This window comes from Isoptericola haloaureus, assembly GCF_036689775.1.
GTDB lineage: Bacteria > Actinomycetota > Actinomycetes > Actinomycetales > Cellulomonadaceae > Isoptericola > Isoptericola haloaureus.
The window spans coordinates 337,134-355,403 of sequence record NZ_JBAGLP010000117.1; the positions used below are offsets into that span (position 1 = coordinate 337,134).

The 18,270-nt window shown below is 72.1% G+C and carries 11 protein-coding genes; 7 read left to right on the forward strand and 4 right to left on the reverse strand.

What is annotated here, in order from left to right; translation table 11 throughout:
* Positions 1-47: 47 nt before the first annotated feature.
* The 4 genes from V5O49_RS09745 to V5O49_RS09760 form a co-directional block, all read right to left on the reverse strand.
* Positions 48-4,748, reverse strand: coding sequence for an Ig-like domain-containing protein (locus V5O49_RS09745; protein ID WP_332902054.1), 4,701 nt, complete (start codon positions 4,746-4,748; stop codon positions 48-50).
* Positions 4,749-5,057: 309 nt separating this feature from the next.
* Positions 5,058-6,134 carry a WxL protein peptidoglycan domain-containing protein gene (locus V5O49_RS09750; RefSeq protein ID WP_332902055.1) on the reverse strand — a complete coding sequence of 359 codons (1,077 nt, stop codon included), beginning with the start codon at positions 6,132-6,134 and terminating at the stop codon, positions 5,058-5,060.
* Between the two features lie 86 nt (positions 6,135-6,220).
* Entirely contained in the window at positions 6,221-6,841 is a 621-nt protein-coding gene (locus tag V5O49_RS09755) for a hypothetical protein (protein WP_332902056.1), read from the reverse strand.
* Between the two features lie 333 nt (positions 6,842-7,174).
* Positions 7,175-8,203, reverse strand: coding sequence for a LacI family DNA-binding transcriptional regulator (locus V5O49_RS09760; RefSeq protein WP_332902057.1), 1,029 nt, complete (start codon positions 8,201-8,203; stop codon positions 7,175-7,177).
* A 184-nt stretch (positions 8,204-8,387) separates the two neighbouring features.
* Here V5O49_RS09760 and V5O49_RS09765 point away from each other — a divergent pair, with 184 nt between their 5' ends.
* The 7 genes from V5O49_RS09765 (at position 8,388) to V5O49_RS09795 (ending at position 18,234) form a co-directional block, all read left to right on the forward strand.
* Positions 8,388-9,698, forward strand: coding sequence for an ABC transporter substrate-binding protein (locus V5O49_RS09765; RefSeq protein ID WP_332902058.1), 1,311 nt, complete (start codon positions 8,388-8,390; stop codon positions 9,696-9,698).
* Positions 9,699-9,770: 72 nt separating this feature from the next.
* Positions 9,771-10,721 (forward strand): carbohydrate ABC transporter permease, encoded by a 951-nt coding sequence (locus V5O49_RS09770; RefSeq protein ID WP_332902059.1) that lies wholly within the window; start codon positions 9,771-9,773, stop codon positions 10,719-10,721.
* A 13-nt stretch (positions 10,722-10,734) separates the two neighbouring features.
* Positions 10,735-11,559, forward strand: a complete 825-nt coding sequence (locus tag V5O49_RS09775) for a carbohydrate ABC transporter permease (RefSeq protein ID WP_278235711.1) — start codon at positions 10,735-10,737, stop codon at positions 11,557-11,559.
* A complete protein-coding gene (locus V5O49_RS09780; RefSeq protein ID WP_332902060.1) occupies positions 11,556-13,457 on the forward strand; it encodes a glycoside hydrolase family 127 protein in 1,902 nt (633 codons plus the stop codon). Before V5O49_RS09775 ends, V5O49_RS09780 begins: the two co-directional genes overlap by 4 nt.
* A gap of 66 nt (positions 13,458-13,523) precedes the next feature.
* Positions 13,524-14,564: a LacI family DNA-binding transcriptional regulator gene (locus V5O49_RS09785; RefSeq protein WP_332902061.1), complete on the forward strand. Its 1,041-nt coding sequence runs from the start codon at positions 13,524-13,526 to the stop codon at positions 14,562-14,564.
* A gap of 154 nt (positions 14,565-14,718) precedes the next feature.
* Complete coding sequence (locus V5O49_RS09790) at positions 14,719-16,836, forward strand: glycoside hydrolase family 36 protein (protein ID WP_332902062.1); 2,118 nt, start codon at positions 14,719-14,721, stop codon at positions 16,834-16,836.
* Between the two features lie 63 nt (positions 16,837-16,899).
* The gene (locus tag V5O49_RS09795; protein WP_332902063.1) at positions 16,900-18,234 is read left to right on the forward strand and encodes an ABC transporter substrate-binding protein; all 1,335 of its coding nucleotides are present in this window, start codon (positions 16,900-16,902) and stop codon (positions 18,232-18,234) included.
* The last annotated feature ends 36 nt before the right edge of the window (positions 18,235-18,270 follow it).

Sequence of the window (18,270 nt, forward strand, 5' to 3'; positions counted from 1 at the left end):
CCGGGCCGGAGCCCGGGACGTCACCGCCGCTGCGACGGCACCTCCGGTCAGCCGCAGCTCGCGGCCTCGTAGGCGCTCGTGACCGTCGACGAGGCGCCCTCGGCGTCCGTCGCGACCACGGTCGCCTCGCCGGCGTCGATCGACGCCGCGCGGGCCGGGAACGCCCGGTAGGCGTTCTTGCCCGGCTCGACGTTGGCGAACTCCTTCGACCCGAACGGCGTGTCGATCGTGACGGCGAGCGCCGCGTCGTCGTCGTTCGTGGCCCGCACCGCGAGGTAGACCTTCCCGCCGAGGCAGCGCGTCTGCGTCGTGACGGACACCTCCGGCCCGGCCGGCTGACCGTCGCCGACCGTGAGCGTCAGGGTCGTCGTCGTGGTGCCGGCGGTGCCGACGTACTCCGGGAGCACCAGGTCACCGTGGATCTCGTACACGCCGGGCGTCTCCACCACGGACGGGTCGTAGTCCCACTCGACGCCGATCGCCTGGTTGTCGCGCGAGCCGTCGTTGTACGAGACCTGGACCGTGGTGGGCAGCCAGGGCTCCTCGCCGACGTCCACGGTCTCGCTGAACTGCTCCGCGCCCTGGATCGAGATGCCGCCCGGGGAGTCCTCGGGCCGCACGTAGATCTGGGCCTCGGCGATCAGGCCGTACGTGGTGTTCGAGCCGTAGACGGTGAACGGGTCCACGTTGGTCTCGGCGACCATGTCCGGCGTGATCTCCTGCCAGGTGAAGTCGACCGTGCCGCGCTGACCGGTGGAGTAGACGACGTCGAGCGACGTCGGCAGGGTCGGCACGGTCCCCGTGACCGTGCGCATGATCACCGGGCTGGCCAGCTCGTCGACGGTGTCCCCGTTGACGCGCCAGCGCAGCACGCCGGTCCCGCCGGCGCCGCCCTGGATGCCGGTGATGCGGATCCGCAGGTGGCTCGCCTCGACCGGCTCGAACTCGAGCCGGTTGTACGTGTCGCGCTGCAGGGCGTCGGCGTAGGACGAGTCGCCGGTCAGGGTGACCGGCGTCCAGCTCTCGCCGTCCTGGCTGTGCTCGACCGTGTACGCGTCCGCCTGCGGCATGCGCGTGCCGCCCTGGTCGTCGTACCAGTAGATCTCGGTCGAGGCGACCAGGACCGGCGAGTCCCAGGCGTACTGGATCCACGCCGCGTTCGACTCGCTGGAACCGTTGTTCGGCTGGCCCCAGGTGCCCCAGCCGTTGCCCGCGCCAGGGCCCGAGCTCGAGGGCGTGCTCGGGTCGTTGACGAGGGAGGGGTTCTCCCACGACGCCGAGCCGCTGGTCGAGATCGACGCGGCCGCCCCGAACTCCGCGGAGGCCTCCTTCGCCGTCAGCTCGACCTCGACGTCCCGCTCCGTGGTCAGCTCGCCGTCGTCCGCGGTGAGGCGGAAGACGTAGGTGCCCTCGACGGTCCCGGTGACGGTCGTGGTCAGGGCGTCCGGGTCGCTGACGATGGCGGTGGCGCCCTCCGGGGTGGAGGCCACGGACCACGCGTGGGTGAGCTCGCCGCCCTCGGGCAGCCCGTCGTCGACGACGGTGCCCACGAGGCGCGTGGACAGGTTGCCGTCCTGGGTCAGGTCGGCCGAGGCCGTGACGACGGGCGGGTCGTTGACGACCGCGGGGACGTCGCGCCCGGAGTCGAAGACCTGGATCTCGGAGATCGCGGTCCAGCGGTCCGGGGTGTTCGTGAACGCCACCCGGACACGGTCCGTCGTGACGGTCGGGAACAGGGCCTCGTTGAACTTCGGTCCCGGGATCTTCGGCGCCTTGTACGTGTCCGGCACGGTGGTCCAGCCGCCGTCGCCGTCGGGCACCTGGATCGAGTACCGGCTGGGCTCGTGGTAGCCGCCGTCCTGACGGTCGCTGACGAACCACACCTTGACGTTGTCGAACGACGTCGGCTCGCCGAGGTCGAGCTCGACGTACCCGGTGTCGCCCTCGGTGCCGTAGTTGCCCCAGTAGGGCTCGTTGGCGGTCACGCCGTCCGTCACCGCGTCGAGGGACACGGGCCGCTCGGTCGCGCTGATCGCGCCGGGCGTGTAGTTCATCGACCCGGTGCCGGGCGTGTGGAACTCGCGCCACGGGGTCGGGCGCGGTCCGTCCTGGGTGGCCGACGACGAGAGCACCGCGTCGGTGGCCAGGTCGGGCGCGTCCTCGGTGGCGTCGATGCCGGCGGTCTTGAGGTAGGAGACCACGCGCTCGTCCTCGAGGGGGGTGTCGACCGCCGCGGGCAGGTCGGCTCCCTCGGTCCCGTCGACCGCGACGGTCAGGCCGTCGTCGGACTCCACGACCTCGTGCGCGGCCGGGTCGTAGACGAAGCGACCCAGGCCGTCGGCCGCGGCCTTGCGCTCGCCGTCGACGAACAGGCTGTAGCCCTCGCCGAGCCCGTAGTGCGAGCCGTCCGGGTCCCAGACGATCGTCAGGTCGTGGCCGTGGTACCGCAGGTTGTTGACCATGAAGTGGTCGTACCCGAGGTCGATCGGCCACAGCTCGATCTTGTCGTCGGACCGCGGCTGGATGCCGCCCATGTCCTCGACGTAGATGTAGTTCATGTTGCCGAGCATCACGTGGTTCGGGTTCACGCGGCTGTACGACTGCGTGTCCGGGTTCCAGTTCGCGTAGTACTCGGACTGGTTCGGGATCCGGGTGTCACCGTCCGGGTACACGCTCCACGCCATCCAGTCGAGCAGGCGGGCGGCGTACTCGGGGGTGATGTACTTCCCCTCCGGGTCGTAGTGGCGCAGGGCGGAACGCACCGCGCGGTACTGGACCGTGAAGTTGATGTTGGAGAAGTTGTTCGACCCGCCGATCCCGAACTTGTCCTTGTCGTACTGGTTCGCCGTGTAGAACGGGAAGATCGGGAAGTTGTCCCCGTAGCGCAGGAACCGGAACCCGTCGACGTACTGCTCCGCCTGGTCGGTCGGGATGAGGTTCTGGGCGTAGACGTCGTAGAGGTTCGACTCCTTCGCCGGGATGAGGTCCCGCTCGGCCTCGGACAGCGGGTTCTGGCTGCCCGCCGACGTGGCACCGTGCGAGGTGCCCGCGAGGAACATCCGCATCTCGTCGCTCCACAGCCGGCCGAGGATCGCGTCGCGGATCTGGTCGGCGGTGTCGCCCATCTCCTGGACCTTCGCGGCGTCGGCGCCGGCCATCTCGTAGAGCTGGCGGGCCGCGTCGAAGTCGCCCCAGACGTAGGCCGACTCGGGACGTTCGATCGTCCACGCCCCCGGCTCGCCGGTGCCGTCCTTCGGGTAGCCGAAGCTGATCGCGTCGGCGTCGTTGCCCGGCATGTAGTTGGTGTCGTAGGCGATCAGCTTGTCGTCGTTGCCGTCGTAGTGCTCGAGCTGCCCGACGCCGTCCCACTCGAAGTAGGACGCGAACCGCTCGGCGACGTCGGCGCCTCCGCCGTGGACGTTGAAGGCCTCCAGGCCCGCCGTGCCGAGGTACTGCGAGTAGTGGTTGTTCCAGCTCGTGTGGCCGGGGCTGTCCAGGAACGCGGACGAGCCGGACAGCTCACCGATGTTGAGCACCTGGCCGTACCCGAGGTACGGGTTGCGGATCCACTTGGTGTCCTGCAGGTGCATCGGCTGGGTGAGCGCGACCGAGTTCTGGTAGAGGTTCGACCCCTCGACGGTCGTCGGGTACTGGTAGACGTACCCGGGCTCGTTCGTGTCGAGGATGTTGTAGCGCTCGCCCCACCAGCGGTAGACGATCGCCTTCTCGATCGGGTCGCTGGGGACGTCGATGTAGGGGATGTCCTGGGCCCAGCGGCGGTTGAACTCCGTGACGCCCTGACGGAAGGCCTCCGCCGGCTCGAGCGCGGCGTAGTCCTCCAGGCTCGGGCGGGTGTCGGGCATCGACGCGCTGTACAGGGCGCCGACGACGGACAGGTCCACCGACCCCCCGGCGGGGACCGTGATCTCCCGCTCGAGGTTCGCGCCGGACCGCTCGAAGCCCTCGGCCTTGAGGTCGACCGTCACCGTGGACCACGGCGTGTCGACCAGACCGTTGTTCGCGCCGCTGGTGAGGGTGTGGCGGCCGGTCAGCTCGTCGGCCGCCTCCCCGGTACCCGTCGCGACGGGCGACGTCGCCCGGACCGTGAACGTGGCGTCCGAGTCGCCGTCGTTGGTGAAGGTGACCGCCGAGACGGCCACGTTGTCGTACGTGATGAACTTCTTGAGGTCGGCCGTGACCCCGGTCGAGCCGACCGTGTAGCGCGCCTTCGCGTGGCTGGGGGCGTTGAAGCGTTCGGCGCCGACCTCGGACACGTCCTCGCCGGGCACGGTCACGCGGTAGAAGTCGCCCAGGTTGTTCGGTCCGCCGGCGTGCGCGTCACCCGCGAAGCCCATGACGCCCCAGCTGCTGTTGCCGCGCAGGTAGAGCGAGCGCCCGCGGGTCTGCAGGACGCCGTTGTTCGCCGTCCCGGAGACCCCGAGCACGCGGTCCAGGTAGTAGTCGGTCCCGCCGGCCGCGAGGTCCTGGTCGAAGATCGACTGGTGCATCGAGCCGGCGGTCCACGGGACCCCGGGCTCGAGCGCGGCGGTCGTCTCGGCGACGCCGGCGTACGTCGGGTCGCCGATGTCCATGGAGTCCGTCGTGCCGTCGGTGTACACGCCGACGTCGCTCTCGTTGCCGGGCACGACGTGGTCGTCCGCCGCCGCGGGGACCACCCCCAGCCCGGTCAGTGCCAGGGCGCCGGTCGTCGCGCATGCGACGAGCCTGCTTCTGCGTCTTGCTGACATCACCAAGTCCTCTCCGTCGGGAACCTGCAGGTGCGATCGGACGGATCCGCCGGGCCTGTCCGTCGAGGGCGGGCGTCGTGCACCGAGGGCGGATCGTCCTCGATCGCCGGTTGGGCGACAGTCAAGCACCGGTGCCGAAAGCCTGCAATGGCTTTCGGTGTTTTCGGCACCTGTTTTCGTGCCGGGCCGTCGGGGGAGCGGTGGCGCGAGGTGAGCGTGGCCCGGCCCGCCGGGACGCAGGACGGCCCCGTCGCGCCGTCTCCGGGGAGGCGACGCGACGGGGCCGTGGGGCCGCGGCGTGCGTGCGGGTCAGCCGGGCGGGCCGACCGGGCTCCGCTCCGCGCGGTAGCGCGCGGCCGACGCCGCGCCCTCGGCACGGGCGGCGGCGAGCAGGGCGTCCAGGCGCTCGCGGCGCGCGGCGCGCACCGCGCGGAGCCCCAGCACCGTCGCCACGGCGAGGAGGACCAGGAGGAGCTGGGGCCAGGGGATCGCCCAGGCGGTGACGGTGACGGTCTGCGGCGACGTGGCGGCGTCGACGCCGTCCGCGGGGGTGGGGGTGACCGTCAGGTCGACGGACACGGGGCCCAGGGGCCACACCCGGGGGACCTGGACGGAGGTGCGCACGCTCGAGCCCGGGATGAGGTCGACCGGCGTCGTCGGGGCGCTGCGGGCCTGCGGGACCAGCCCGGCCGCTCCGCTCGCCGCGGCCGCCTGGTCGACGGCGACCGCGACGTTGCCGGTGGCCGTCAGGGTGGCCTCCACGTCCACGGTGCCGGGCTCGAACGGGTTCCAGGAGGAGGCGTGCACCGCCGTCACGTCCGCCACGGCGACCGCCGCGGAGACCTCGCCGGGCACGTGGACGTCGACGCGGACGCCGACGCGGTTGCTGACCGTGACCGGCCCGTCGCTCGTCGAGACGGCGGCGGCCACGCCCGCCGGGTGGTCGCCGGGCACCGCGTCCTCGGGCACGGCGACGGTCAGGGGGATCACGCTGGTCTCGCCGGCGGCGACGGTGATCTCGTCCTCCAGCTCGATCCAGGCGCCGCCCCCGGCGGGTTCGACGTCGGCCGCCCGGAGGTCGAAGCTGCCGTTCGCGGTGAGGTAGCCGTCCGCCGCGGAGAGGTCGAAGGTGACGCTCGTGGCGCTGCTGTTCGTCAGCGCGACGTGCTCGGTCGTCGAGCGGCCGGGCTCCAGCTCCAGGGCGATGCGGCGCCGGCCGTCGGCGCCCTCGGCGTCCGCGGGGGTCAGCGACCAGGTGATGGTGTCGGTGTCGGCCGTGGTCACGGCCGGTCCGGGCGCGGCCGCACCGGCCGCTCCTGGGACGCCGGCGACCAGCAGGGCGGCCGTGCCCGCACCGGCCGCGAGGCGCGCGATGCTCCGGGGCATGGGACCTCCATTCGCGACGGGGTGCCTCGACGGCGTGCGCTCCCGCACCGCGGGGCCGCGCGCCGTCGAGGCACCGGGGCCTGCTCTCAGAAGGACTGCTCCATGAGGGTCAGGGTGATGGTGGACGAGTACGACCCGGCCTCGACGTCCGCCGGGGTGCGCAGCGCGAGGTCCGCGGCGACGTCCCACGTCCCGCTCTCCGCGCCCGACTCCCAGGTCGAGACGAGCAGCTCCTGGCCCGCCAGACCGGGGCCGGCGTCCACGGCGCTGTCCACGGGCTCGCCCTCGGAGACGAGTCCCGTGGAGCTCTCCGACAGGAGCGTCGGGGTCCAGCCCAGGTACTCCGCCCCGATCGTCTTCGTCCCGTCGGTGGCGTCGACGAACTCGCCGGCCTGGCCGAGCACGGCCCAGTAGTGGCCCTCGGGGACGTCGGCGGGGTCGCGGGTGTCGGTCACGGTGACGGTCGGCGTCGTCCCCACGAACTGCCGGGCGGACTCGTCCGAGCCCTCCTCGACGAGGTCGACCCCCTCGTTGGCGGCGACGGTCATGGACAGCTCGCCGCCGCCCTGGTCGGTGATGTCGACCGAGACGTCGATCCCCTGGTCGTCCACGTCCTCGGCGGCTGCGGTCCCGGCGCCCACGGTCGCCACCAGCAGCACACCCATCGTGGCGCCTGCGAACCATTGCGTCGTTGCACGTGCGTTCATTGACTTCTCTCCATCGATTCGTCCGGTGCGGTCCGTCGAGCCCGGCCCCGGAGGAGGGATCGCACCAGGTGCCGTCGTCGGCCGGTCGTGGCAGGACCGCGGTGTCCTTCCCCTCCGGAGAGCCGTGCGGGCTCAGCCGTCATGCTCACACAGATCCGGAAATAGTGAAAGGGGTTTCGTGGAGTTACGGTCTCAGTGCACCAGGATTTCGGGCGAATCGCCCGCTCACCGTGGGGACGCGCGAGCGGACGCCCCCGTCCCTGCGCACCGCGGGTCGGGTGCGTAGGGACGAGGGCGTCCCGTCGTCCGTGGTCGGAGGATCCGTCCGCGCGGTCAGGCGACGCGCGGCCCTGTCGAGGCGCGCGGGATGAGGCGCGGGGCCACGACGTGCACCCCTTCGTCGGCCCGTCCGCCGATCGCGTCGAACAGGAGCGCGGCCGCCTGTCGTCCCAGCTCCTCCAGGCGCATGTCGATGCTGGTCAGCTGCGGACGCGCGTTGAGCGCGAGGATCTCCCAGTTGTCGTGGCCCGTGACGGCGACGTCGTCGGGCACCTTGCGACCGGTCTCGCGCAGCGTGTCGAGGACGCCGCGGGCGATCTGGTCGCTGCCGCAGATGATCCCGTCGATGTCGGGGTGCTGGGCGACGACCAGACCGGCGGCCGTGCGTCCCCACTCCTCGCTCCACGCGCCGTAGAGGGCGTCGCCCTGCACGATCTCGGCGCCGGCCGCGTCGAGGACCTCGCGCGCGCCGTCGACACGGTCGTGGGCGGCGCCGTAGTCCGAGTCGCCGGTGATGAGCGCGATCCGCCGCCGGCCGCAGGCGAGCATGTGCTCGGCCGCCTGCCGCCCGCCGAGCCGGTTGTCGGTGACGATCGAGGTGTCGTGCGGGTTCTCGGACGGTGCGTAGGCGTAGACGACCGGTACCGGCAGCGGTCCGAGGGAGGGGCGCGGGTCCGGGCGGGCGCCGACGACGATGAGGCCGTCGATGCGGCGGCCGAGCAGCGTCTGCACGTGGTACTTCTCGCGGAGCGCGTCGCCGCGCGCGTCGCAGAGCAGCACGGAGGTGCGGCCGTTGCCGGCGGCGTCCTCGGCACCCATGAGGGTCGGGATCGAGAAGCGGCCCTCGAGGTCGTGCGTCACCAGCCCGATCGTCCCCGACCGGCCGCTGATGAGGTTCTGCGCCATGGCGTTCGGGGAGAACTTCAGCTGCTCGGCGGCGGCGAAAACTCGTGCCCGGGTTTCGGCCTTCACCTGGCTCCGGCCGTTCAAGGCTTTCGAGGCCGTCGCGATCGAGACCCCGGCCATCTGGGCGACGTCGGCGAGAGTGGCTGGCCTGCGCTTCTTCTCAGGCTTCGTCGGCATCGGGGACCTTCCGTCGGCTCGGCGTCGGCACACTCGTCGTCCGACCTACCGACGACTATATCGGGCAGCGAGGTTGCCGTCAGTCCTTGACACCGCCCGCGCGAGAACCTAATGTGCCGAAAAGGCTTTCGGCCTCGCGTCCGTACCGGACGTGCACGTTCGACGACGAACTGAGGAGAGCACGATGACGTACCGCACCTTCCGGGGCGCGAAGGGCCTTGCCGCGGTCACCGTGGCCGGTCTGGCGCTCGCCGGACTGACCGCCTGCTCCGACGGCGGCACCAGCGCCGGGAGCGAGCCGGCGGAGATGTCGGCCACCGGCACGGACGACGGCACGACGCTGACGATGTGGACCCGGGCGCCGCTGGAGCGCCAGGCGCGCACCCTGGTGGACGCCTACAACGCCTCGCACGAGAACCAGGTCGACCTGGAGATCGTCCCCAACGACGACATGGAGGGCAAGGTCGGCGCCGCCGCCACCAACGGCGAGCTGCCGGACCTCCTGGCCGGCGACGTCGTCCGCCTGCCCTACTGGGTCACCAACGGCCTCTTCACCGACCTGACCGCCCAGATCGACGGGCTCGACTACGTCGACGACATCACCCGCGGCCACGTGGACGCCGGGACCGACGTCGACGGGAACAAGCACACCCTGCCGTTCGTCACCGACATCTCGGTCATGGCGTGGAACAAGGACCTCTACCGCGAGGCCGGTCTGGACCCGGAGCAGGGGCCGACGACCGTGGACGAGTTCCGCGAGCACGCCGAGGCGATCGCCGCCCTGGACAAGGACGGCGTCTCCGGCACGTACTACGGCGGCAACTGCGGCGGGTGCCTGGTCTTCACCTGGTTCCCCTCGATCTGGGCCTCCGGTGAGGAGGTCCTCTCCGAGGACGGTCGCGAGTCGCTGCTCGACTCCGAGACCGCACAGGCCGTCTACGACGCCTACGCGGCGATGAACGACGCCGGTGCCGTCGGTGCCGGCTCCGAGGAGGAGAACGGCGCCACCTGGACCGCCCCCTTCTCCAACGGCAACGTCGGCGTGATGCAGTACCCGAACACCGCCGTGTACGCCGCCCAGGAGGCCGGCATCGACGTGGGCGTCGGGGGCATCCCGGGCGTCGACGGCGGGCAGTCGACCTTCCTCGGCGGTGACGCCATGGGCATCTCGAAGGACTCCGAGAACGTCGACCAGGCCTGGCACTTCCTCTCCTGGATGCTCTCGGACGAGACGCAGCTCGAGGTCGTCGCCCAGAGCGGTGACGTCCCCGGCCGCAACAGCCTGCTCGACAACGAGTACGCGCAGGAGAACCCGCTGGCGCTCACCATGAACCAGCTCGCGGCCGACGGCCGGACCCCGGTCGCTGACTACTTCTCCGAGGCCTTCAACGCCGCCAACAGCCCGTGGCTGACGCTCACGCGCAACGCCACCTTCGGGCAGACGGGAACCGTGGCCGAGGACAACGAGGCCATCACGGCCGTCCTCGACCAGTGACCGTGCCGGGCGGCAGGGTCCCTGTGCCCTGCCGCCCGCGCACCTCCTGCCCGGACCCTCTCTGGAGATCTGATGTCCATCGCTCCCACCCGTCCCCGGGCCGTCGCCGCGGGGACGCCGGACGCCCCGCCGCCACGGCGCCGGCGCCGTGACCGCGGCGCCTGGCAGGGCTGGATCTACGCCAGCCCGACCGCTCTGCTCGTCACCCTGCTCTTCGTCGTGCCGCTCGTCCTCGTCGTGTGGATGTCCGGCGCGGACTGGACGCTGCTCGGCGGCAACTCGGGGGTCAACTTCCCCGAGAACTTCGTCGAGGTCGTCAACCACCGGCTGTTCTGGCCGTCGGTCTGGTTCACCCTGAAGTACACGGTGATCACCACGGCCATCCTCATCGCGCTGGCTCTCGGCCTGGCGATGCTCGTGCAGGAGAGCACGCGCTGGCGCGGCATCCTGCGGACCTCGTTCCTCGTCCCGACGTCGCTGGGCCTCGCCTCGGCGTCCCTGCTCTTCTACGCCCTGTACTCGCCGCAGGTGGGACCGGTCTCGCCGGCCCTCGAGGCGCTCGGTCTGGCCGACGCGAACGTCAACGTGCTCGGGACCCCGTCGGGCGCCCTGTGGTCGACGGTCATCCTCATCGTCTGGCGGTTCGCGGGCTTCTTCATGCTCCTGCTGCTCGTGGGCCTGCAGGGGATCCCGCACGAGGTGTACGAGGCGGCACGCATCGACGGCGCCCGGCCGTGGCAGATCTTCGGCCGCATCACGCTCCCGCTGCTGCGCCCGTCGCTGGCGATGAGCACGATCCTGTGCGTCACCGGGTCCCTGCTCGCCTTCGACCAGTTCTTCATCCTGACCAAGGGCGGCCCCGACGGGTCGACGATGACGGTCGTGCAGCTGATCTACAGCTTCGCCTTCGAGTCCAAGCGGGACCTGGGCATGGCCGCCGCGCTGTCGGTGATCGTGCTCGCCGCCCTCGTGATCATCAACATCGTCCAGCTCAAGACGCTGCGGCGTTCGCCGGACGAGTGACAGGGAGCCCGTCATGACTCGACTCAACCGCCTCGCCGGTCGCACACCGTTCTACGTGCTGACCGGTGGACTGGCGATCATCTTCCTCTACCCCATCATCTGGACGTCGATCTCCTCGGTGTCCCCGCAGCCCGGCTCCAACCAGGTCGACGGCTTCGGGTGGGGCAACTACGAGACCCTCGTGGCCTACCAGGACGGCGTCTGGCACTACCTGGGCAACTCGCTCGTCGTCTCGGCCGTGGCCGTGGTGACGACCCTCGTCGTCGCGACGCTGGGCGGGTACGCGTTCGCGCGCTTCACGTTCCCCGGCAAGGACGCCCTGTTCCTGCTCACGCTGGCCATCCTCATGGTCCCGTACGCGGCGCTGCTGGTACCGCTGGTGATCTGGCTGAAGAACATCGGCCTCAACGACACCCTCGTGGGCGTCGGGCTCGTGCTGGCCGTGTTCCAGCTGCCCTTCGCGACCTTCATGATGCGTATCGCGTTCGAGGCGGTGCCGCGCGAGATGGAGGAGGCGGCGCTGGTCGACGGCTGCGGCACCTTCTCCGCGCTGCGCCGGGTGCTCCTGCACGCGGTCAAGCCGGGTCTGATCACGATCGGGCTGTTCGCGTTCCTCGCCGCGTGGAACGACTTCATGGTGCCGCTGTACCTGGTCAGCGGTGACAACCAGCCGCTGCCGCTGGCGCTGGTCAACATGCGGCAGCAGGTGATGGGCGTCATCGACTACGGGGCCACGCAGGCCGGCGTGGTCGTGCTGACGATCCCCTGCATCCTGCTGTTCCTCGTGCTGCAGCGGCACTACGTCAACGGATTCATGTCAGGAGCGTTGAAGGGATGAGCGTGACCACGACAGCGACGAGGCGGCCCGTGCCGGTGATCCCGGCCCGCGGTGCCCTGCGTCCCCTGGGGCTCGACGAGGTCGAGCTGACCGGCGGCTTCTGGGCCGAGCGCCAGCGGCGCAACGCCGAGGTGTCCATCCCGCACTGCGACCACTGGGAGTCCCGGGTCGGCTGGATCGACAACTTCCGGCACGCGCTCGCCGGGACGGTCGAGCAGCGCACCGGGCGGGAGTTCGCCGACTCCGACGTCTACAAGCTCCTGGAGGCGATGGCCTGGGAGTCCGGCCGCACGAGCGACCCCCGCCTGGACGCGCGGATCGAGGAGATCGCGCTCCTGGTCGAGGCGGTCCAGGACGACGACGGCTACGTCAGCACCAAGTACGGCCGGCCCGGGCAGGAGCCGCGCTACACGGACCTGGCCTGGGGGCACGAGCTCTACTGCTTCGGTCACCTGATCCAGGCCGCCGTCGCCCGCCTGCGCACCGGGCACGACGACACCCTCGTGCGGGTGGCGCGGCGCGCCGCCGACCACGTCTGCGTCGAGTTCGGCCCCTCCGGGCGCGACGACGTCTGCGGCCACCCGGAGATCGAGGTGGCGCTCGTCGAGCTCGCCCGGACCACCGGGGAGGAGCGCTACCTCGAGCAGGCGCGGCTCTTCCTCGAGCGGCGGGGGCGCGGCAGCCTGCCCGACATCGAGTTCGGCCGGGCCTACTACCAGGACGACGTGCCGGTCCGGGACGCCGAGGTGCTGCGCGGCCACGCGGTCCGCGCGCTGTACCTCACGGCGGCCGCCGTGGACGTCGCGGTCGACACGGGCGACGACGAGCTCCTGCAGACCGTCCGCGACCAGTTCGCCCGGACGCTCGCCCGCCGGACGTACCTGACCGGGGGCATGGGGTCGCACCACCAGGACGAGGCCTACGGCGACGACTTCGAGCTGCCGTCGGACCGCGCCTACAGCGAGACCTGCGCCGGCATCGGGTCGGTGATGGTGGCGTGGCGCCTGCTGCTGGCCACCGGCGACACCCGGTGGGCCGACGTCGTCGAGCGCACGATGTACAACGTCGTGGCGACCTCGCCGTCCCGCGCCGGCGACGCCTTCTTCTACACCAACCCGCTGCACAAGCGGGAGCCGGGGGAGGAGGCCGACCCCGACGAGGCCAGCCCCCGCGCGCTCTCGCGCCTGCGGGCCCCGTGGTTCGAGGTGTCGTGCTGCCCGACCAACGTCGCGCGGACCCTGGCGTCGTTCGCCGCCTACGTCGCGACCGTCTCGGACGACGGCGTGCAGATCCACCAGCACGTGCCGAGCCGGATCGCCACGACGCTCGGCGACGGCCGCGAGGTCGAGCTCGAGGTCGAGACGTCCTACCCCGACGACGGCGACGTCGTGGTGCGGGTGGTCGCGGCGCCGGCGGGGGAGGTCTCGATCTCCCTGCGGGTGCCCGAGTGGTCGGTGGGTCGGGCGAGCCTGGACGGGGAGCCCGTCGACGGCCCGGTGGCCACGACCCGTCGGCGCTTCGCCGCGGGGGACGAGGTCCGGCTGCGCCTCGACGTGCAGCCGCGGCTGACCGTGGCGGACGACCGGGTCGACGCCGTGCGCGGCTGCGCCGCCGTCGAGCGGGGCCCGCTCGTGCTGTGCGTCGAGTCGACCGACCTCCCGGCCGGCGTCGGCGTGGACCGGGTCCGGATCGCGGCGGGCGCCGTCCCGCACGACCTCGAGGACGGCGTGCACGTCTCCGGCGAGCTCGTCGAGCGGGAGGAGGGTCCCTGGCCGTACCGGTCGCGTCCCGCGACCGCCCCGGGCGCGACCCTCGACGTGCGGCTCGTGCCGTACCACGACTGGGCGAACCGGGGCCCCAGCACGATGCGCGTCTGGATCCCGCAGGAACGCCCGTGACCCGCGCCGGTCGCGCGCGCACCACCGCGCGACCGGCCGGCCGTGGGGCCCGCGTACGCTGGTCCCATGGCCGACAGTCGTGGTGTGAAACCGCCCGTCATCGCCGACGTGGCGCGGGTGGCGGGAGTGTCGGTGCCGACGGTGTCGCGTGTCCTGAACGGTTCGGTGCCGGTGAGCGCCGAGCGCCGGGACCGGGTGCTGGCCGCGGTCAAGGAGCTGGGCTTCCGCCCCAACGGGGCCGCGCGGGCCCTGGCCAACCGCGGTCAGCCCATGATCGCGGTCTTCGCCGGCAACACCACGCGCTACGGCTACGCCTCCACGCTGCAGGGCATCGAGGAGGCGGCCCGGCAGGCCGGGTACATGGTCGTGATCTCGGTCGTGGAGTCGGCGCGGCCGGAGATCGCCGAGCAGGCGATCGACCACGCGCTGCGGCAGCCGCTCGCGGGTGCCGTGGTGCTGGAGTTCGACCCCCCGGGGGCCGCGGCGCTCCGGGCCGTGCCGGCCTGGCTGCCCAAGGTGGCCGCCGCGGCCGGGAGCAGCTCCGGCGGCGAGTCGGTCCCGCACGCCTACATGGACGACCGTCTCGGGGCCTACCGTGCGACGCAGTACCTCCTCGACCTGGGGCACCGGACGGTCCACCACGTGTCCATCCCGTCGGTGGGCACCGAGAGCGCCCGCCTGGTCGGCTGGCGCGAGGCGCTCACGGAGGCCGGTGCACCCGTGCCGCCCGTGATCGGGGCCGACTGGAGCCCGATGTCCGGGTACGACGCCGGGTCCCGCCTCGCCGCCGACGACGAGGTCACCGCCGTCCTGGCGGGCAACGACGAGCTCGCGATGGGCATCGTCAAGGCGCTGGGCGACCAGGGTCGCCGGGTGCCCGACGACGTGTCCGTCGTCGGCTTCGACGACCATCCGCTGAGCGGGCTGTGGTCGCCGCCGCTGACCACCGTCCGACAGGACTTCGTGGCGCTCGGACGCCGCGTCGTCGGCCTCCTCCTGGACCAGCTCGCCCCGGGGACGACGGCGTCGTCGGTCCGGATGGTGCCCGACCTGGTCGTCCGGGCCTCGACCGGTCGGGTCGAGGCGGCCGTGCACACCGCGTCCTGAGCGCTCCGGCACCGGATCCCGGGCGCCGGGCCGTGCGGCGTCGTGAAAGCGTCGATCAGATTGCGACCACCAGTTTTGATGTGAGCGTTGCCATTTCTTCTGATCTACGCTTTCATGGTGGCCACGCGACGACGCCAGAGGCACGGGAGCCACGATGGACAGCACGACCCACGACCGCACGACCCTTCCCCTGTGGGAGCGGGGTGCGCACCTCGAGGTCTCCTGGTCCGACGACTCCCCGGTGACCGCGTACGTCGGCCACGCGGCGGAGGACGCCGCGGGCCGGCACGTCCAGCCGCTGGTCGAGATCCTCGCCGTGGGGCACGGGCACGCCCACGCGAACCTCCGGCACACCGCCACCGCCGTCGGCGCCCGCCTGCGGTACGTCGACCACGAGGTCGGGACGGGGGCGGGGCGGCGCGTCGTGACGGTCCGCCAGCGGGACGAGGTCACCGGTCTCGAGGTGACCTCGCACCTGGTGCTCCCGGACGGCCGCACGTCGCTCCAGGCCTGGACGACGGTGCACCACGGCGGCGAGGAGGAGATCGTCCTCCAGGCGGTGTCGTCCCTCGTCGTGGGAGACCCGGTCGGCGCCGGGCCCGTCGCCGACGTCCAGGTGGTCGAGGGCAGCAGCGAGTGGCTCGCCGAGTCCCGGTGGACGACCCGCGGACTGCGCGACCAGGGCATGCTCGCCGAGGCCCACCTCGCGGTGCACCAGCAGCAGGACGCGCGGGGGAGCCACGCCGTCGTCGGCCGGGGCGCCTGGTCCTCGGGCGAGCGCGTGCCGGCGGGCGCCCTCGCCTCCCGGACCTCCGGGCTGGGGCTCGCCTGGCAGGTCGAGCACAACGGCCCGTGGCGGGCGGAGATCGCCGAGCGGCTCACGGCCGCGGGCGACGGGACGGTGTCGCTCGGGCTGTTCGGGCCGACCGACACCGACCACGCCTGGTCCCGCGTGCTGCGCCCCGGCGAGACCTTCACGAGCGTGCCCGTGTCGATCAGCGCCGTCGTCGGCGGCTGGCAGGACGCCGTGGCCGAGATGACGCGCCACCGCCGCCACCTGCGGTCCGCCCCGCGGGCCGGCGGCGCGATCGTCTTCAACGACTACATGAACACCCTGATGGGGGACCCGACCACCGAGAAGCTGCTGCCGCTGATCGACGCCGCGGCCGCGGTCGGCGCGGACTACTTCTGCGTCGACGCGGGCTGGTACGACGACGACGGCGACTGGTGGGACTCGGTCGGGCTCTGGGAACCCTCGCGGGCGCGCTTCCGCGACGGCGGCCTCGACCGGGTGCTCGACCACGTGCGGTCCGCCGGGATGGTCCCGGGCCTGTGGCTCGAGCCCGAGGTCGTCGGTGTGCGGAGCCCGCTGGCCGACTCGCTGCCGCACGAGGCGTTCCTGCAGCGGCGCGGGACCCGGGTGGTCGAGCAGGGACGGTACCTGCTCGACCTGCGCCACGAGAGCTCGCGCAAGCACCTCGACGCCGTGGTCGACCGCCTCGTGGACGACATGGGCGTCGGCTACCTCAAGCTGGACTACAACGTGACGCCGGGCGTCGGCACCGACCGTGCCGCGGACAGCCCTGGCGACGGCCTGCTCCAGCACGCGCTCGCGTACCAGTCGTGGCTCGACGGCGTGCTGCAGCGGCACCCGGACCTCGTCGTCGAGAACTGCGCCTCGGGCGGGCTGCGCGCGGACTTCGCGATGCTGTCCCGTCTCGAGCTGCAGTCGACCTCCGACCAGCAGGACGCGCTGCTGTACCCGCCGATCGCGGCCGGTGCCCTGGTGTCGATCCTGCCGGAGCAGGCCGCGAGCTGGGCCTACCCCCAGCCGGACATGAGCGCCGAGGAGATCGCGTTCACGATGATCACCGGGATCTCCGGGCGCCTCTACCTCTCGGGCCGGCTCGACCAGATGGACGCCGCGCAGCGGCGGCTGGTCCGCGAGGGGGTCGAGGTCGCCCGCTCCTGGGACGACGCCGACCTCGACGGCGCACCGTTCTGGCCGATCGGCCTGCCGTCCTGGGAGGACGACTGGGTCGCCGTCGGCAAGTCGTCTGCGACGCACAGCCGGATCGCGCTCTGGGCGCGGTCGGGCTCCGCCACGACGATCGACCTGACCGTGCCCGAGGGCACGGCCGAGATCCTCTACCCGCGCGCGGCCACGGACGACTGGGAGGTCTCCGAGATCGCGCCCGGCCGTCTGCGGGTACGCGCCGGAGCCGCCCGGCCCGGCGCACGCCTGCTGCAGATCACCCACCCGACGGGCTGACCGACCGACCAGCCCCCGTCCGCACCGGGTCATCGACGACCCGGGAGCATCGAAGGAGTCGATATGAAGAAGTATCTGACAGCGGCCGCCGCCCTGGCCTCGGTCGCGCTCGTCGCGACCGGCTGCAGCGACCCGAGCGTCTCGGAGGCCGAGCCCGCCGCCGGCGACGGTCCGACGGAGGAGGCCGGCTACTGGCCGGAGCCGACCGCCGACCTCAGCGGCACCAGCCTGACGATCTGGGCCGCCCAGAACTCGACCACCGTGCCGGACTCGGTCGTCGGCGAGTTCGAGGCCGCCACCGGCGCCGAGGTCGACGTCGTCACGATCCCGGACCCGTACGAGCAGGGCGTGCAGACCAAGGTCGCCACGGGAGACCTGCCCGACCTGGCCTTCTGGCAGCCGACGGCGTCCATGCTCACGGCCCTCAACGCGCCGACGAACCTGCAGCCGCTCGACGACGCGCCCTGGCTGGACAGCTTCAGCCCCGGCGTGCGGGACATCACCGGCTTCCTGGACGACACCCGGTACGCGGCCCTCATCAGCAGCCCGGCCGTCGAGGGCGTCTATTACAACAAGGAGGTCTTCGCCGAGCACGGGATCACCGGGACGCCGGCTGACTGGGACGAGTTCCTCCAGATCGCCCGCGACCTCGAGGCCGAGGGCCAGACCCCGTTCTTCGAGATGGCGGGCGACCGGTGGGCGACCCAGTGGTGGGTGCAGGTCCAGCTGGCCGACGCCGCCGCCGACGGCCTCTGGGACCGGATCAACACCGGTGAGGAGGCGTTCACCGACGAGACCGTCCTCGGGGCGATCGAGACCTACCAGGGCCTGATCGACGAGGGCCTGTTCAACGAGGACATCGCCACGGCCACCTTCGAGGACCAGGGCGACGCGCTGCTCGCGGGCGACGCCGCCATGGCGGTCCAGGTCAACTCGTTCTTCGGGCAGCTCCAGGCCAAGGCCGACCCGGCCGAGCTCGACGAGACGATCGGGTTCTTCCCGATCTCTCCGAGCGGCAACGTCGGCACCTTCATCCCGGACCAGTCCAACGCGCTGGTCGCGTTCCGCACCGGCGACGCCGACCGCGAGGCGGCCGCCCGCCAGCTGCTGTCCTTCTGGCTCGGCGACGGGTACGAGGGCTTCGTCGAGGCGCAGAACACCGTCTCGCTGCGCACCGACGTCACGACGCCCGACTCCGTGCCGCAGGCGCTGCTCGACGTGCACGACTCCCTCGGCGACTCCGTCGGGTCGATGCAGGCGCTCGCCGTGGCCAACCCCGACCTCTACATCTACCTGGCCGACATGATCCAGGGGACCACCACCCCCGCCGAGGTCGCCCAGCAGACCCAGGACCAGTTCGCCCAGCTCGCGCGCGCCCAGGGCGTCGAGGGCTTCTGACCGACCGTGGTGCCGGGGCCGGACGTGTGTCCGGCC

What these genes read in the sequence shown, in the direction of transcription:
- V5O49_RS09745 (WP_332902054.1), bottom strand. Translation starts at nt 4,748, where the DNA reads ATGTCAGCAAGACGCAGAAGCAGGCTCGTCGCATGCGCGACGACCGGC.
- V5O49_RS09750 (WP_332902055.1), bottom strand. Translation starts at nt 6,134, where the DNA reads ATGCCCCGGAGCATCGCGCGCCTCGCGGCCGGTGCGGGCACGGCCGCC.
- V5O49_RS09755 (WP_332902056.1), bottom strand. Translation starts at nt 6,841, where the DNA reads ATGAACGCACGTGCAACGACGCAATGGTTCGCAGGCGCCACGATGGGT.
- V5O49_RS09760 (WP_332902057.1), bottom strand. Translation starts at nt 8,203, where the DNA reads ATGCCGACGAAGCCTGAGAAGAAGCGCAGGCCAGCCACTCTCGCCGAC.
- V5O49_RS09765 (WP_332902058.1), top strand. Translation starts at nt 8,388, where the DNA reads ATGACGTACCGCACCTTCCGGGGCGCGAAGGGCCTTGCCGCGGTCACC.
- V5O49_RS09770 (WP_332902059.1), top strand. Translation starts at nt 9,771, where the DNA reads ATGTCCATCGCTCCCACCCGTCCCCGGGCCGTCGCCGCGGGGACGCCG.
- V5O49_RS09775 (WP_278235711.1), top strand. Translation starts at nt 10,735, where the DNA reads ATGACTCGACTCAACCGCCTCGCCGGTCGCACACCGTTCTACGTGCTG.
- V5O49_RS09780 (WP_332902060.1), top strand. Translation starts at nt 11,556, where the DNA reads ATGAGCGTGACCACGACAGCGACGAGGCGGCCCGTGCCGGTGATCCCG.
- V5O49_RS09785 (WP_332902061.1), top strand. Translation starts at nt 13,524, where the DNA reads ATGGCCGACAGTCGTGGTGTGAAACCGCCCGTCATCGCCGACGTGGCG.
- V5O49_RS09790 (WP_332902062.1), top strand. Translation starts at nt 14,719, where the DNA reads ATGGACAGCACGACCCACGACCGCACGACCCTTCCCCTGTGGGAGCGG.
- V5O49_RS09795 (WP_332902063.1), top strand. Translation starts at nt 16,900, where the DNA reads ATGAAGAAGTATCTGACAGCGGCCGCCGCCCTGGCCTCGGTCGCGCTC.